Annotated in this window: 16 protein-coding genes and 2 pseudogenes; 15 read left to right on the top strand and 3 right to left on the bottom strand. The window is 55.8% G+C overall.

From position 1 onward, the window contains the following. The first annotated feature begins 298 nt into the window (after positions 1 to 298). From urtA to LCD46_23255, 6 genes are read left to right on the top strand one after another with little or no spacing between them, the layout of a single operon-like run. On the top strand, positions 299 to 1,471 hold the full coding sequence (gene urtA / locus LCD46_23230; GenBank protein ID UOY73154.1) for an urea ABC transporter substrate-binding protein: 1,173 nt from the start codon (positions 299 to 301) through the stop codon (positions 1,469 to 1,471). A gap of 56 nt (positions 1,472 to 1,527) precedes the next feature. Continuing rightward, positions 1,528 to 2,454, top strand: coding sequence for an urea ABC transporter permease subunit UrtB (gene urtB / locus LCD46_23235; GenBank protein UOY73063.1), 927 nt, complete (start codon positions 1,528 to 1,530; stop codon positions 2,452 to 2,454). Positions 2,455 to 2,463: 9 nt separating this feature from the next. After that, positions 2,464 to 3,579 carry an urea ABC transporter permease subunit UrtC gene (urtC, locus tag LCD46_23240; GenBank protein UOY73064.1) on the top strand — a complete coding sequence of 372 codons (1,116 nt, stop codon included), beginning with the start codon at positions 2,464 to 2,466 and terminating at the stop codon, positions 3,577 to 3,579. Continuing rightward, positions 3,576 to 4,325 carry an urea ABC transporter ATP-binding protein UrtD gene (gene urtD / locus LCD46_23245; GenBank protein ID UOY73065.1) on the top strand — a complete coding sequence of 250 codons (750 nt, stop codon included), beginning with the start codon at positions 3,576 to 3,578 and terminating at the stop codon, positions 4,323 to 4,325. Before urtC ends, urtD begins: the two co-directional genes overlap by 4 nt. Positions 4,326 to 4,335: 10 nt before the next feature. Beyond that, positions 4,336 to 5,025 carry an urea ABC transporter ATP-binding subunit UrtE gene (urtE, locus tag LCD46_23250; protein ID UOY73066.1) on the top strand — a complete coding sequence of 230 codons (690 nt, stop codon included), beginning with the start codon at positions 4,336 to 4,338 and terminating at the stop codon, positions 5,023 to 5,025. A 35-nt stretch (positions 5,026 to 5,060) separates the two neighbouring features. Further along, a complete protein-coding gene (locus LCD46_23255; protein UOY73067.1) occupies positions 5,061 to 6,068 on the top strand; it encodes a formamidase in 1,008 nt (335 codons plus the stop codon). A 207-nt stretch (positions 6,069 to 6,275) separates the two neighbouring features. Here LCD46_23255 and LCD46_23260 read toward each other — a convergent pair. The 3 genes and pseudogenes from LCD46_23260 to LCD46_23270 all read right to left on the bottom strand — a co-directional run bounded on the left by LCD46_23260 (position 6,276) and on the right by LCD46_23270 (position 7,482). After that, positions 6,276 to 6,973 (bottom strand): IS1 family transposase gene (locus tag LCD46_23260; protein UOY73068.1). Its coding sequence is split into 2 segments (ribosomal slippage): positions 6,276 to 6,724 and positions 6,724 to 6,973, totalling 699 coding nucleotides; the frame shifts between segments, so codons are not numbered across the junction. A gap of 184 nt (positions 6,974 to 7,157) precedes the next feature. Continuing rightward, positions 7,158 to 7,274: pseudogene (locus tag LCD46_23265) on the bottom strand (transposase domain-containing protein). Further along, on the bottom strand, positions 7,219 to 7,482 hold the full coding sequence (locus tag LCD46_23270) for a transposase (GenBank protein ID UOY73156.1): 264 nt from the start codon (positions 7,480 to 7,482) through the stop codon (positions 7,219 to 7,221). The pseudogene LCD46_23265 and the gene LCD46_23270 overlap by 56 nt, the downstream one beginning before the upstream one ends. 14 nt (positions 7,483 to 7,496) lie before the next feature. Here LCD46_23270 and LCD46_23275 point away from each other — a divergent pair, with 14 nt between their 5' ends. The 9 genes and pseudogenes from LCD46_23275 to yfdX1 all read left to right on the top strand — a co-directional run bounded on the left by LCD46_23275 (position 7,497) and on the right by yfdX1 (position 14,386). Further along, the gene (locus LCD46_23275; protein ID UOY73069.1) at positions 7,497 to 7,760 is read left to right on the top strand and encodes a hypothetical protein; all 264 of its coding nucleotides are present in this window, start codon (positions 7,497 to 7,499) and stop codon (positions 7,758 to 7,760) included. Positions 7,761 to 7,981: 221 nt separating this feature from the next. Beyond that, positions 7,982 to 8,263: a helix-turn-helix domain-containing protein gene (locus LCD46_23280; protein ID UOY73070.1), complete on the top strand. Its 282-nt coding sequence runs from the start codon at positions 7,982 to 7,984 to the stop codon at positions 8,261 to 8,263. Between the two features lie 34 nt (positions 8,264 to 8,297). Beyond that, entirely contained in the window at positions 8,298 to 8,867 is a 570-nt protein-coding gene (gene hsp20, locus LCD46_23285) for a small heat shock protein sHSP20 (protein UOY73071.1), read from the top strand. A 105-nt stretch (positions 8,868 to 8,972) separates the two neighbouring features. Next, the gene (gene clpK, locus LCD46_23290) at positions 8,973 to 11,822 is read left to right on the top strand and encodes a heat shock survival AAA family ATPase ClpK (GenBank protein ID UOY73072.1); all 2,850 of its coding nucleotides are present in this window, start codon (positions 8,973 to 8,975) and stop codon (positions 11,820 to 11,822) included. After that, positions 11,822 to 12,013, top strand: a complete 192-nt coding sequence (locus LCD46_23295; protein UOY73073.1) for a hypothetical protein — start codon at positions 11,822 to 11,824, stop codon at positions 12,011 to 12,013. The genes clpK and LCD46_23295 overlap by 1 nt, the downstream gene beginning before the upstream one ends. Positions 12,014 to 12,073: 60 nt before the next feature. Beyond that, positions 12,074 to 12,812 (top strand): annotated as a pseudogene (locus LCD46_23300) (ATP-dependent metallopeptidase FtsH/Yme1/Tma family protein). Then, complete coding sequence (locus LCD46_23305; protein UOY73155.1) at positions 12,769 to 12,903, top strand: hypothetical protein; 135 nt, start codon at positions 12,769 to 12,771, stop codon at positions 12,901 to 12,903. Before LCD46_23300 ends, LCD46_23305 begins: the two are co-directional and overlap by 44 nt. 87 nt (positions 12,904 to 12,990) lie before the next feature. Then, positions 12,991 to 13,449 carry a small heat shock protein sHSP20-GI gene (hsp20-GI, locus tag LCD46_23310; protein ID UOY73074.1) on the top strand — a complete coding sequence of 153 codons (459 nt, stop codon included), beginning with the start codon at positions 12,991 to 12,993 and terminating at the stop codon, positions 13,447 to 13,449. A 22-nt stretch (positions 13,450 to 13,471) separates the two neighbouring features. Continuing rightward, on the top strand, positions 13,472 to 14,386 hold the full coding sequence (gene yfdX1, locus LCD46_23315; GenBank protein ID UOY73075.1) for a heat resistance protein YfdX1: 915 nt from the start codon (positions 13,472 to 13,474) through the stop codon (positions 14,384 to 14,386). Positions 14,387 to 14,438: the final 52 nt, after the last annotated feature.

Genomic DNA, 14,438 nt, shown 5'->3' on the forward strand with positions numbered 1-14,438 from the left:
TGCTGAACTTAACCACAGGCGCGTCTTAGTATTTTCTTGTTATCGCGCACGTGAGCATGTCTTGATTATGAGAATTAACCAATACGTTAAATGACGTAGCCGCTGCGTTACCTCGCGCATTGTTGGATTGCTGGACTCTCTCGCATGATAGCCCCAGTTGAGATGAACCATAACGATTATGAGGGCTACCATGAACATTCGTGATTTACCCCAGCCACATAGCAATATGAAAATCCCGAGCCCAGGCCGGTTTCACCAGGCGTGCCTCAAAGCGAAACTTTTGGCGATTGCCGGCCTGATGATGGCAGCTAATACGGCCATCGCCGCCCCGGCGACGTCAGTGGTTAATACCACGGGCCTGGCGGTCACCGACAATAGCGTCAAGGTCGGGATACTGCATTCATCCACAGGCACGATGGCCATCAGTGAAACCGGCTCGATTCAGGCTGAAAAGCTGGCTATTGAGCAGATTAACGCTGCCGGAGGGGTACTGGGGAGAAAAATTGAATATGTACAGGAAGACGGGGCCAGCGACTGGCCGACCTTTGCAGAAAAAGCGCGTAAGTTACTGGTCAGTGATAAGGTCGCCGCTATCTTCGGCGGCTGGACTTCGGCTTCCCGCAAAGCCATGCTGCCGGTACTTGAGCAATATAACGGCATGCTCTATTACCCAACCTTTTACGAAGGGCTTGAGCAATCGCCAAACGTTATTTATACCGGACAGGAAGCTACTCAACAGATAATCTCCGGCATTGATTGGGTAGTTAAAAATAAACATGCAAAAACCTTCTACCTGCTTGGCTCTGATTATATTTGGCCGCGTACTGCAAACAAAATCGCCCGTCACCATATTGAAAAGCTGGGGCTGAAAGTCGTTGGCGAAGATTATTACCCACTCGGTAATACGCAGTTCAATTCGGTTATTAACAAAATAAAACTCAAGAAGCCTGATGTTATCTATGCCATTGTTGTCGGCGGTTCGAATGTGGCCTTCTATAAGCAATTGAAGGCGGCGGGGATCGATATGACGCAGGAGAAACCGCTGCTGCTGACCATCTCCGTCACGGAAGATGAGATCCGCGGTATTGGCGGCGAAAATATCGTCGGCGCCTATGCCTCGATGAAGTATTTCCAGAGTATGGATAATCCGGAAAATAAAAGCTTTGTCGCCGCATTTAAAAAGCGCTGGGGTAATGACATGGTTATCGGCGATGTCACTCAGGCGGCCTATCTTGGCCCATGGTTATGGAAAGCGGCGGTTGAGAAAGCTGGCTCGTTCGACGTGGACAAAATTCGTAAGGCCTCGCCCGGTATTGAGTTCAAAGATGCGCCGGAAGGGTATGTACGCATCCATGATAACCATCATCTGTGGTCCAAAACGGTTATCGGTCGCGCTCGTGCGGATGGGCAGTACGACGTGATTTATCAGACGCCAGAACTTATCGAACCGAACCCATTCCCGAAAGACTAACCGACGCTTCCCCCCATATAGCGTGGGGGGTCTTTGACTTCACCGAGGATACTTCCATGTTCAGCGATTATAACTTGGCCGATTTGGCTTCCATTTTTGTCATGCAGGGGTTTTCGGGGCTCAGCCTGTTCGCCGTGTTTGTTCTGATGTCGCTTGGACTCGCTATTATTTTTGGCCAGATGGGCGTGATTAATATGGCTCATGGCGAGTTCATGATCCTGGGTGCTTATGTCACATGGTTGACCGGTAAGTTTTTCAGCGCTTATCTGCCTTCAATCTTCGGCATCTACTTCTTTGTTGCCATTGCCCTTGCTTTCCTGTGTACCGCCTTGCTGGGTACGCTCGTTGAGAAAATCCTGATACGGCATCTGTATAAACGCCCCCTCGACACGCTGCTGGCGACATGGGGTCTGAGCCTGATTCTACAGCAGTGCTATCGTTCGCTATTTGGTCCCCGCGAAGTCGGCGTTGACTTACCTTCATGGCTAATGGGGTCGTATCAGTTTGCCGACAATATTGATATTCCTGTTAATGGGGTATTTGTTCTGCTGCTGACCGTAGTTATTACCGCTTTTACGGCCTGGCTGATTTATTTCTCCGCCTGGGGAATAAAAGTCCGCGCGGTGGTACTTAACCGCCAGATGGCCAGCGCGGTGGGTATTAATACGGCTCAGGTCGATAGTCGAACCTTCGCACTTGGGTGCGGCATCGCCGGGATCGCCGGAAGCGCCTTTACCATGATCGGCTCAACAGGTCCAACGGCTGGCCAGCAGTATATCGTTGACACCTTCCTGGTGGTGGTGTTTGGCGGCGCGCAAAGTTTGCTCGGCACGCTCGCCTCCGCATTTGCCATTTCACAATCGCAATCCACGCTGGAGTTTTTCCTGAGCGGTTCAATGGCGAAGGTGATTACGCTACTGATCGTGGTCGGCATTCTGCTATTGCGTCCGCAAGGTCTTTTCGCCAACCGGGTCCGCCGCTAGGAGTTTATGATGAAACGCATGCAAAATTATCCGCTACTGGGTATTGCCCTGGTGATAGGCCTTATTTTTATCGTCATGCCGCTAACCCTGGATCTTTTCCGTTTAAACCTGATCGGTAAATACCTGACTTATGCATTTGTTGCCGTCGGGCTGGTACTTTGTTGGGGCTACAGCGGTATTCTGAGCCTGGGGCAGGGCATCTTTTTTGGCCTCGGCGGTTATTGTATGGCCATGTTTCTCAAGCTGGAAGCTTCCTCGCCAGCGGAAACAAAAATGCAAACCACCCCGGGCATCCCGGATTTTATGGACTGGAATCAGCTAACCGCTTTGCCCTCGTTCTGGCAGCCATTCCATTCTTTTAGTCTGACAATTCTGGCTATTTTAATCGTGCCCACTATTTGCGCATTGATTCTCGGCAGCGCAATGTTTAAACGCCGCGTTGGCGGTGTGTACTTCGCTATTATCACCCAGGCTATCTCCGCGATCCTGACGATTCTTATTATCGGACAACAGGGTTACACCGGGGGAATTAACGGCATCACGGATTTACGCACGCTTTTAGGTTGGGATATCCGTACTGATTCTGCACGCTATATCCTCTACTTTATTAATGCTGTTTTACTGATGCTGGTTGTGAGCGCGGGCTATTTTATTGTGAATAGCAAGCTCGGCCGACTGATGGTTGCCATTCGCGATAAGGAAGACCGCGTTCGTTTCTCTGGTTATGATGTCGCGAATATCAAAACGGTGGTTTTCTGCATTAGCGCTCTGTTTTCGGCGATCGGTGGCGCGATGTTCACTCTGCAAGTAGGGTTCATGTCGCCAGGGTTTATTGGCACTGTTGCTTCAATTGAAATGGTCGTTTTCTGTGCCGTGGGCGGGCGAGGTTCTTTGCTGGGGGCAGTATATGGCGCCCTTATCGTCAATGCCGCCAAGAGCAGTATTTCCGAGTCTTTTCCTGAACTCTGGACGATTGCCATGGGCCTGCTCTTTATTGCCGTCGTGCTGATTTTCCCGAAAGGACTGGCAGGGCTTTATCAGCAATATATTCACCCGATCGTGATGTCGCTGCTGCGCAAAAAGAGTATGACCAAACCCAGAGTAAACACCGGAGTGCTGAAATGAAAAATCCGATAAAAGAAATAATTTTAGCGGTAGAGGGATTAACCGTTTCATTTAATGGCTTCAAAGCCGTCGATGATTTTTCAATGTACATCGATGAGGGGCAGATTTACGTTATTATTGGCCCAAATGGCGCGGGTAAGACAACAGTGCTTGATCTCATTTGCGGGAAAACAAAGCTAACCAGCGGCAGCATCAAATTTCGCAATAAGGAACTGAGTAAACTTCGGGAAAATAAAATTGTTCATGAAGGGGTTGGGCGTAAATTCCAGAATCCATCAATCTATGAGAACTTAACGGTATTTGAAAATCTCGAGTTATCTTATCCCAAAGCCAGAACCGCGTTGGGCGCCATGTTCTTTCGTCGCACGCCAGAAATAATCGCTGCGGTCGAACAGGTTGCTGGCGAAATTTTCCTTGCCGATTACCTACATACGCAGGCTGACCTTCTCAGCCATGGGCAAAAGCAGTGGTTAGAAATAGGGATGCTACTAATACAAGATCCTAAGCTCATGATGCTGGACGAACCCGTGGCAGGCATGTCTGTCGCCGAACGCCAAAAAACCGCGCAGCTCCTGCGCAAAATTGCCGGGGGACGTTCTGTACTGGTGATTGAACACGACATGCAGTTCGTCGAAGACATTGCCGATCATGTCACCGTCATGCACCAGGGAAAAGTATTGTCGGAAGGTAGCATCAATAAAGTCAAAAACGACCCTCGGGTTATTGACGTTTATCTTGGTCATTAAGGAGACACGGATGCTGAAAATTTCTGATTATGCTGTCGCATATGGTCAGAGCCAGGTCATCAGTGGACTGAATCTGACGTTAGCAGAGGGTGAAATCGTCGCTCTGGTAGGGCGCAATGGTATGGGTAAAACCACGCTGATGAAATCACTGATTGGTATGATACCGTCCTGTGCCGGTGAGTTAGAGTTTGCCGGTACAAATATTACCGGCTTGCTTAGTTACCAGCGCGTTCAGCATGGCATTGGCTTTGTCCCGCAGGGGCGAATGGTATTTTCAACCATGACGGTTGAAGAAAATATAAAAACGGGGATTCGCCAATCCCGTTCGTTACAGGTTCCTGAATACCTGTATGACTATTTCCCTGTGCTGAAAGAAATGCGCAAACGGATGGCGGGAAATCTTTCCGGTGGTCAGCAGCAGCAGCTCGTTATGGCCAGAGCTCTCGCCGGTAAACCCAAATTACTTTTGCTGGATGAACCAACGGAGGGAATTCAACCGTCAATTATTAAAGAAATGGCAAAAATATTACGTAAGATTCGTGATGCAGAAGGGTTGACCATATTAGTTTCCGAGCAGGTTTTAAGCTTTGTACTCGATGTGTCAGATAAAATTGTTGTTATTGAGAAAGGCAATATTGTTCATCAACAGGCGCGTTCTGGTGCTGATGAAGAACAAATTGCGTCATATCTGTCGGTTTAAATTTATATCACCAACTTAACTACGAGAGGTCTGCTATGGGTAGCACCGGAAGTGTAAGCTCCTGGGATGAAGCGTTATTAATTGCCGCCATCCAATACCCCGTTCCCGTTATTAAAGGACCGGAGGATATCCAGATACAGGTCGATAAGATTTGTAAGGCCGTTGACTCCACCAAAGCCGGATATCCGGGACTTGATGTTATCGTCTTCCCGGAATATTCAACCCAGGGACTGAATACTAAAATCTGGACCTATGACGAGATGTTACTCACTCTCGATAGCCCGGAGATTGGTCAGTTCAAAGAGGCCTGTATCCGCAACGGCATCTGGGGGGTATTTTCCTTAATGGAGCGCAATGAAGACCCGTCTCTTCCACCGTACAACACCGCTATTATCATTAACGATCGGGGCGATATCGCTCTGCATTACCGCAAGCTGCAACCATGGGTTCCGATTGAGCCCTGGATGCCGGGAAATATGGGAATGCCGGTATGCGATGGGCCTAAAGGTTCTAAACTCGCCGTCTGCATATGCCATGACGGCATGTTCCCGGAACTGGCGCGTGAGGCTGCTTATAAAGGCTGCAATGTCTATATCCGTATTTCGGGCTATTCCACGCAGGTGAACGATCAGTGGATCTGGACAAACCGGACGAATGCCTGGCAAAACCTGATGTATACCGTTTCGGTGAATCTGGCCGGTTATGACGATGTCTTTTATTACTTCGGCGAGGGTACGGTCTGCAATTATGACGGTAACGTCATTCAGCAGGGGCACCGCAACCCATGGGAAATTGTTACCGCAGAGCTGTTCCCGCGCCTGGTGGATAAAGCGCGTGAAAACTGGGCGTTGGAAAACAATATTTTCAACCTTGGCTGCCGGGGCTATGTCGGCAAACCGGGAGGCGAACGCGAGAATTACCTGACCTGGGTGCGCGATCTTGCCAATGGCGAATACAAACTTCCGTGGGATGAAAATGTCAAAATTCGCGATGGCTGGAAGTATTATCCTGATGGGGTGCAATTAGGCCCGCTACCTAAATAAATTGAGTGTGCCAGGCGCTAAGTCAATCACTTTAAAGACTGAAGTCTGGCGCAGTAGCCCCTGAAAGTTGAATATCCAATTCCAATGAGTAGGGGGCTGAGCCATCCGGTAAGGGCTGAATTTGCCTGCGGGATTGGCTCAGCCCGCCAGACCGGTTTGGTGTTGCGCCGGACAATGTCCGGCGGCAAAGAAGGTAATGACTCCAACTTACTGATAGTGTTTTATGTTCAGATAATGCCCGATGACTTTGTCATGCAGCTCCACCGATTTTGAGAACGACAGTGACTTCCTGCCCAGCCTTGCCAGATGCTGCCTCAGATTCAGGTTATGCCGCTCAATGCGCTGCGTATATCGCTTGCTGATAACGTGCAGTTCTCCCTTCAGGCGTGATTCATAAAGCGGCCAGCCATCCGTCATCCATACCACGACCTCAAAGGCCGACAGCAGGCCCGGAAGACGCTCCAGCGTGGACAACGTGCGTTCACCGAATACGTGCGCCACAACCGTCCTCCGTATCCTGTCATACGCGTAAAACAACCAGCGCTGGCGTGATTTAGCGCCGACATAACCCCACTGTTCGTCCATTTCCGCGCAAACAATGACGTCACTGCCCGGTTGTATGCGTGAGGTTACCGACTGCGGTCTGAGTTTTTTAAGTGACGTAAAATCGTGTTGAGGCCAACGCCCATAATGCGGGCGGTTGCCCGGCATCCAACGCCATTCATGGCCATATCAATGATTTTCTGGTGCGTACCGGGCTGAGAGGCGGTGTAAGTGAACTGTAGTTGCCATGTTTTACGGCAGTGAGAGCAGAGATAGCGCTGATGTCCGGCAGTGCTTTTGCCGTTACGCACCACGCCTTCAGTAGCGGAGCAGGAAGGACATCTGATTGAAATGGAAGCCACCCGCACAGCGCGCTGGGATATCACTCCCCGAGGGAATACCGGCAGCGGACATCGTTAACTTAAGATACAAAAGCTGTTCGGAGATGGAGGGTCAAGATCAGGGTGACCTGCGCCATGATGTTATCCGAGCCCTGTTTCCTAATCACTACACCGGTATTTGATTACCCAGGTCAACTTCAGGCTGTTACAGGGACGGCAACCGTGTCAGCACATCCTTGAGATAGGCATACGGATCGTGCCCATTATTACGGGCCGACTGGATCAAACTCATGATCGCAGCAGCGCGCTTGAGTATGCGAACCCACGCCGAGCATTTGAGAAGGCAACGGGATGAACGCTGGCTGGATAGCCGTGGTTTTCTGGGTAGGCAGCCGAATCCATTTGTGGTCGAGGTTGGCATTGAGGCTGTAGCCCAAGGCGATGTTTGCGATGGAGGCACCGGGTTCAGAACACTCCTGAATGACATGAGCCTTGAAAGATTTGCTGTAGGTACGGCGCTGAGGGCGCATGGAAAATCCGCTTGATGGGCCATGGCCTTCGGCGGCGGTGTCGGGAAGGTGTGTTGGCCGGACGGATACTGTTGAACTACGTTGTCTGGGGCAACGGAAGTGTTTCGGCCCGACTCTGGAACGCGATCCGCAGCGACGACTGGGCAATTCCGCACGTTAGCCTGAGCAGCCTCGGGGAAATCGTCGTCTGGGCGCGCCCAGACGAGTTTCCGCCAAGGAACATGCAGACGAGCAAGGGGCTGCGGGCACTCGGCTACAACGTGAGGATCGGTGTTTGATCGAGGCGCCTGTGGTACACGCAGGCTGACGAGCCAGGCGCTGTCCATTGCCTGATCAGACCGCCCCCCTGTGCCTTGCCTGAGCAGTTGACCTGCATCAATGGGGCGGGAGAACGCTGCACATTGACTCTTGAAGTTATTCATAGTAGGTCTAATATTACAAAGTATTGCAAGGATTTCCTTGGCCGGAACCGCAAAGCGACGCGATTGGAGAGGGTGAGATGAAAGCGCACCTACAGGTGATTTTCACGCTCGATGAATTGGCTGCGTACTTGAAAGTCGGCAAGCGGACGCTTTATCGGCTCGCCGCACACGGGGAAATTCCGGCTTTCAAGGTGGGCGGGACGTGGCGGCTTCGTCAAAGTGAAATCGATCAGTGCATCAATGATCAGACCCGAGCCGGAGCAAAGAAGGAGGTGATGCGCAAGCGTGAACAGCAGAAGTCATCCGAGCAGCCCGTGTCGCCTGGGCGCACTGCCCGTCGCAGCAGGCAAAGGGCTTGAGTAACTCGTTTTCCAATTTTTCTGGAGGTATGACATGGACATCGATTTCAAGAAGTTGGCTCCCTGGAACTGGTTCAAGAACGAGCAGCAAGAGCAGCAGACCGCCTCTTCCCTGCCGGTGCAGCGCAATGACCTGCCAGCGGCGAGCGGGCCAGTCAGCCCGATCCTGCAACTGCATCGGGAAATCGACCGGCTGTTCGATGACGCATTCCGGGGCTTCGGTTTTCCGGCGTTGAACATGCCGCAGTGGCCATCCGATTGGTCGGGCATGCTGAAGCCGGCCCTGGACATCCAGGAAACCGACAAGCAGTACAAGATTACCCTGGAAGTGCCCGGTGTCGAGGAGAAGGACATCCAGATAACTCTCGACAACGACGTGCTGATGGTGCGTGGCGAGAAGCGCCAGGAACAGGAGAAGAAGGAAGGTGGCTTCCACCGTGTGGAGCGCTCCTACGGCAGCTTTCAGCGTGCCTTGAACCTGCCTGACGACGCCAACCAGGATTCGATCAAGGCATCGTTCAAGAACGGGGTGCTCACGGTCACGATCGACAAGCGCGAGGTCAGCGCGCCGAAGCAGGGACGCTCGATCCCGATCAACGGCTGACGTCGCCGGCTCGTTCGTCACAAGAAAAACCCGGCACGAGACGAGGAGTCGCGGCTCGCGATGCCTCGTCTCCTCAACCTTGTCAACCTTCTCAGGAGCATCAGCATGGCCAGAAAACAATGCCAGGTCTGCGGCCAACCCGCCACCGTGCGGGTGGAAGCCAATCTCAACGGTCGTAACAGCACCATGCTGTTGTGCGACGACCATTACCGGCAATTAGTGCGCCAGCAAAAGCGCACCGTTTCGCCGCTGGAAGCCTTGTTCGGCTCGCGCAGCGGCCTGTTCGAGGACTTCCTCGGCAGTGACTTCTTCCGCATCGGCGAAGACGCGACGCCAGTTGCCGCCGATACCGATGACGTGGTCGATGCCTCGTTTGGCGAGCCCGCCACCGCAGGTTCGGGTGCGCCGCGCCGTCGCGGCAGTGGGCTGGCCAGCCGCATCAGCGAACAGTCGGAAGCCTTGCTGCAGGAGGCCGCCAAACACGCTGCCGAATTTGGCCGCTCCGAGGTGGATACCGAACATCTGCTGCTGGCGCTGGCCGACAGCGACGTGGTCAAGACCATCCTGGGTCAGTTCAAGATCAAGGTCGATGACCTCAAGCGGCAGATCGAGTCTGAGGCCAAGCGCGGGGACAAGCCCTTCGAGGGCGAGATCGGCGTGTCGCCGCGCGTGAAGGATGCGCTCAGCCGCGCCTTCGTGGCCTCCAATGAACTCGGCCATTCTTATGTCGGTCCAGAGCATTTCCTGATCGGTCTGGCCGAGGAAGGCGAAGGGCTGGCCGCCAACCTGCTGCGCCGCTACGGCCTGACGCCGCAGGCGCTGCGCCAACAGGTCAACAAGGTGGTCGGCAAGGGCGCCGAGGATGGCCGCGCTGAGACGCCGACCAACACGCCAGAACTCGACAAGTACTCGCGCGACCTGACCAAGATGGCGCGCGACGGCAAGCTCGACCCGGTGATCGGCCGCGCGCAGGAGATCGAAACCACCATCGAGGTGCTGGCCCGGCGCAAGAAGAACAACCCGGTGCTGATCGGCGAGCCGGGTGTGGGCAAGACCGCCATCGTCGAAGGGCTGGCGCAGCGCATGGTGGCGGGTGAAGTGCCCGAGACCTTGCGCGACAAGCGCCTGGTGGAACTCAACATCAACGCCATGGTGGCCGGCGCCAAATATCGCGGCGAGTTCGAGGAGCGCGTGCAGAAGGTGCTGAAGGAGGTGACCGAGCACCAGGGCGAGCTGATTTTGTTCATCGACGAGGTGCACACCATCGTCGGTGCCGGCCAGGGCGGTGGCGAAGGCGGGCTGGACGTGGCCAACGTGTTCAAACCGATGATGGCGCGCGGTGAACTCAACCTGATCGGCGCCACGACGCTGAACGAGTACCAGAAATACATCGAGAAGGATGCTGCACTGGAGCGGCGCTTCCAGCCGGTGACGGTGCCCGAGCCGACGGTGGCCCAGGCCATCATGATTCTGCGCGGCCTGCGCGACACCTTCGAGGCGCACCACAAGGTCAGCATCTCCGAGGACGCGATCATCGCGGCAGCCGAGTTGTCCGACCGCTACATCACGGCGCGCTTCCTGCCGGACAAGGCGATCGACCTGCTCGACCAGGCGGCCGCGCGCGTGAAGCTGTCGGCCACGGCCCGGCCGGTGGCCGTGCAGGAGCTGGAGTCCGAACTGCACCAGCTACGGCGTGAACAGGATTACGTGGCCGCGCGCAAGCAGTACGACCAGGCCGCCGAGCTCGGCAAGCGCATCGAAGCCAAGGAGGCCGAGCTCAAGAAGCTCGTCGAGGACTGGGAGCGGGAGCGGGCCTCCGGCAGTGCCGAGGTCAAGGCGGAACACGTGGCGCAGGTTGTCTCGCGCCTGACCGGCATCCCGGTCAACGAGTTGACGGTGGAAGAGTGCGAAAAGCTGCTGCACTTGGAACAACGGCTGCACGAGCGCCTGGTGGGACAAGACGAGGCGGTCCGTGCCGTGGCCGATGCCGTGCGGCTATCCCGCGCCGGCCTGCGCGAAGGCAGTAAACCGGTGGCTACCTTCCTGTTTCTGGGCCCGACCGGGGTGGGCAAGACCGAGCTCGCCAAGGCATTGGCCGAATCGATCTACGGCGATGAGCATGCCCTGTTGCGCATCGACATGTCGGAATATGGCGAACGCCATACCGTGGCGCGGCTGGTGGGCGCGCCTCCGGGCTATGTCGGTTACGACGAAGGCGGTCAGCTCACCGAGAAGGTGCGGCGCAAGCCCTACAGCGTGCTGCTGCTCGACGAGATCGAGAAGGCACACCCTGACGTCTACAACATCCTGCTGCAAGTGTTCGACGACGGTCGCCTCACCGACGGCAAGGGCCGGGTGGTGGATTTCACCAACACCATCATCATCGCCACGTCCAACCTGGGTTCGGACATCATCCAGCGACGGCTGAAGGCGCGTGAGGCGGCTGGCGAGGAGTACGAAAAGACCAAGGCCGAGGTCATGGACGTGCTGCGCGGCCACTTCCGGCCCGAGTTCCTCAACCGCATCGACGAGATCATCGTCTTCCATGCGCTGGGCAAGGAGGAGATCCGCCACATCGTCGGCCTGCAGCTCGATCGCGTGGCGCGCAGCGCCGCCAGCCAGGGCGTGACGCTCACTTTCGATCAGACGCTGATCGACCATTTCGCGGAAGAAGGCTACAAGCCCGAGTTCGGTGCGCGTGAACTCAAGCGCCTGATCCGCAGCGAGCTGGAAACTGCGCTGGCGCGCGAGATGCTCGGTGGCGGCATCGGCAAGGGCGATCACGCCAGCGCACGCTGGGACGACAAGGCCGAACGCGTGGTGTTCGAACGCAAAGAGCCACCGCAGACCCCGGCCGAGCCGGAGCAGCCGGATGTCGCGAAGGCGACCGAGACGCCGCACGGCGACGCTGGCAAAGACTCGAGCAAGAAGAAGTCGGCGAGCGACGCATCTTGATGGCGGGCGAGGCTGCCGTGTCCGACTCCATCAGCCTGGCATGGGCAGCCTCCCTGGCATCGATCGCGGTGGCGGTCGTGGCCGCGGGTCACGCGGTCGTCTACAAGCGTGATCCGCGGTCGGCCACGCCGTGGGGGCTGCTCATCAGCGGCGGCACTGCCCTCCCGCTCGCTGGCCATCCGTTTGCGTGACGGTGCGGCCCGTCTGTTCACATGATCCTCTGGCAACTCGACTTTCGAGGAACACGGTCCATGGAAAAAAAGAATCAATGGAATACCGGCTACTGGATCGTTGCCCTCCTGCTGTTGCTGAGTTTGCAGAGCTACTGGCAGACGGCGAAAACCGTCGAGCCGGTGCCCTACAGCGAGTTCGAGAAGGCGCTGGACGAGGGGCGCGTGGCCGAAGTGCTGGTGTCGGATCGTACGGTGACCGGGCGCCTGAAGTCGCCGGACAGCCGGGGCAAGACGACGATCGTGGCAACGAGGGTCGAACCCGATCTTGCCGATCGCCTGTCGAAGTACGACGTACCCTATGCCCGCGTGTTGGAGAGCACCTGGCTGAGCGATGTGCTGTCGTGGATCCTGCCAGCGGTATCCTTCTTTGGCGTCTGGTTCTTCCTGTTCCGCCGCTTCGCCGAGAAGCAGGGCATGGGCGGGTTTCTCAACATCGGTAAGAGCCGCACCAAGGTGTTCGTGGAAAAGAACACCGGTGTGACGTTCGCCGATGTGGCGGGGGGGGGGGATGAGGCCAAGGCGGAGCTGGTCGCGATCGTCGATTTCCTGAAGAATCCGCAGGACTATGGCCGTCTCGGGGCGCGCATTCCCAAGGGCGTGTTGCTGGTCGGCCCACCGGGCACCGGCAAGACATTGCTGGCCAAGGCTGTTGCCGGGTGGCCGAATCGACCCAGGCGCGCATCGATCAGGCTATCCGCGACATCGTGATGGGCGTGTTCGAGCGCGCCTACCGGATTCTCGACATCAACCGCGCGGTGCTGGAGCGCTGTGCGCGCGAGCTGCTGGCGCGGGAAACGCTCGACGAAAGCGATATCCGTCAATTGACTCAAGGACTTGTTCGGAACTGAAAACAGTAGTAGGTGCCATTCAGAGTAAACCGACGGCTCTGTTCAGTGCGTCATCCAATTCGTCGGCATTGTTCAAGGAGAACCGACATGTCTGCATTGACTCCGTGGGACCCCTTCCGGGAACTGGATGAATTGCAAAACCGCCTGGCGACGATGTTCGGACGAATACCTCAGCGACAGGGCGCCCGTACCGGCAACGAAGCCATGACCACGGCGGACTGGGCTCCAATGGCGGACATCAGCGAGGATGAGAACGCATTCCTCCTCAAGCTGGATCTGCCGGAGGTCCCCAAGGATGCCGTGCGCGTCAGCGCGGAAAACGGTGTGCTCACCATCAGCGGCGAGCGCAAACTGGAAAAAGAGGAGCAGGGCAAGAAGTTCCACCGCATCGAACGTGCCTATGGCCGCTTTGTGCGCAGCTTTGTCTTGCCTGACAACGTTGATCCGACCAAGGTGACGGCTTCCATGAAAGACGGCGTGCTGGAAGTGCGGCTTGTCAAGGCCGAGCAAGCCAAACCGAAACAGATTGAAATCTCAGTCAACTAACTTCAATCAAGAGCCCAAGATCATGAATATCAAACAGCCACAATACACCTTCTCCGCACTTGCCCTGGCGGTCGTCGTCGGACTGAGCGGACCGGCTCTGGCCCAATCGGCGGCAGGTTCTAGCCCAGGTGCTGCAGCACCCTCTGCCGCATCCAAGGCGGCACAGCCACAGGTAGATGACAAGGCCGCCCGGGAAGCCGATAAAAAGCGTGCCGAGCTCACTCAAGACGCCATCACGGCGCTCACCAAGACCCAGGAGGCTTTGACCCTCCTTGATGCAAACAAGACCAAGGAGGCGCTTGCTGCGCTGGAACTGGCCAGCGGAAAGCTGGAACTGGTATTGGCACGCGACGCCAAACTTGCTTTGGCGCCGGTCGATGTACGCGTCATCACCCACGATATCCACGCCAACGTGGAATCGGTAAAGAAAGCGGTCAAGTTGTCTCGGGAGTTGTTGGGTGATGGCGAGGTGCAAAAGGCCCGGCCCATCGTTGCCAATCTGGCCAGCGAAATCGTAATCCAAACCGACAACCTTCCGATGGCAACGTACCCGGCAGCGATCAAGTCGGCCGCACGGCTCATCGACAGCGGCAAGATCGACAACGCCAAAGCGGAACTCGCCCGAGCACTGAACACGCTGGTGGTGACCTCGGTCGCCTTTCCTCTGCCCGTGCTACGGGCCGAAGCCGCGATGGCAAAAGCTGAAAAGCTGGCCGAGACCGACAGGCGCGATGCCAAGCAGAACGAGGAGCTCAGCACCTTGCTGTCGTCCGTGCGCACGGAGATCGAGATGGCGCAGATCCTAGGTTATGGCAAGAAGGCGGACTTCAAACCCATCTTCGATCAGGTGAAGTCCATTGAGCAAAAGTCGGCTGGTGGCAAAAGCGGCAAGGGATGGTTCGACGAGTTGAAGACGCGCATCCAAAAGCTGTTTTGAGGTGATGAAGGGGCTGACTGCTCTGTCGGTCAGTCTCGCGATGTTCGCATTG

Source organism: Enterobacter ludwigii (assembly GCA_023023105.1).
GTDB classification, from domain to species: Bacteria; Pseudomonadota; Gammaproteobacteria; order Enterobacterales; family Enterobacteriaceae; genus Enterobacter; species Enterobacter adelaidei.

Excerpts from the sequence above, each read along its gene's own strand:
- urtA (UOY73154.1), top strand. The coding sequence starts at position 299 with ATGATGGCAGCTAATACGGCCATCGCCGCCCCGGCGACGTCAGTGGTT.
- hsp20 (UOY73071.1), top strand. The coding sequence starts at position 8,298 with ATGGACATCGATTTCAAGAAGTTGGCTCCCTGGAACTGGTTCAAGAAC.
- urtB (UOY73063.1), top strand. The coding sequence starts at position 1,528 with ATGTTCAGCGATTATAACTTGGCCGATTTGGCTTCCATTTTTGTCATG.
- LCD46_23255 (UOY73067.1), top strand. The coding sequence starts at position 5,061 with ATGGGTAGCACCGGAAGTGTAAGCTCCTGGGATGAAGCGTTATTAATT.
- LCD46_23280 (UOY73070.1), top strand. The coding sequence starts at position 7,982 with ATGAAAGCGCACCTACAGGTGATTTTCACGCTCGATGAATTGGCTGCG.
- clpK (UOY73072.1), top strand. The coding sequence starts at position 8,973 with ATGGCCAGAAAACAATGCCAGGTCTGCGGCCAACCCGCCACCGTGCGG.
- urtC (UOY73064.1), top strand. The coding sequence starts at position 2,464 with ATGAAACGCATGCAAAATTATCCGCTACTGGGTATTGCCCTGGTGATA.
- LCD46_23270 (UOY73156.1), bottom strand. The coding sequence starts at position 7,482 with ATGCGCCCTCAGCGCCGTACCTACAGCAAATCTTTCAAGGCTCATGTC.
- urtD (UOY73065.1), top strand. The coding sequence starts at position 3,576 with ATGAAAAATCCGATAAAAGAAATAATTTTAGCGGTAGAGGGATTAACC.
- LCD46_23275 (UOY73069.1), top strand. The coding sequence starts at position 7,497 with ATGGGCCATGGCCTTCGGCGGCGGTGTCGGGAAGGTGTGTTGGCCGGA.
- LCD46_23295 (UOY73073.1), top strand. The coding sequence starts at position 11,822 with ATGGCGGGCGAGGCTGCCGTGTCCGACTCCATCAGCCTGGCATGGGCA.
- yfdX1 (UOY73075.1), top strand. The coding sequence starts at position 13,472 with ATGAATATCAAACAGCCACAATACACCTTCTCCGCACTTGCCCTGGCG.
- urtE (UOY73066.1), top strand. The coding sequence starts at position 4,336 with ATGCTGAAAATTTCTGATTATGCTGTCGCATATGGTCAGAGCCAGGTC.
- hsp20-GI (UOY73074.1), top strand. The coding sequence starts at position 12,991 with ATGTCTGCATTGACTCCGTGGGACCCCTTCCGGGAACTGGATGAATTG.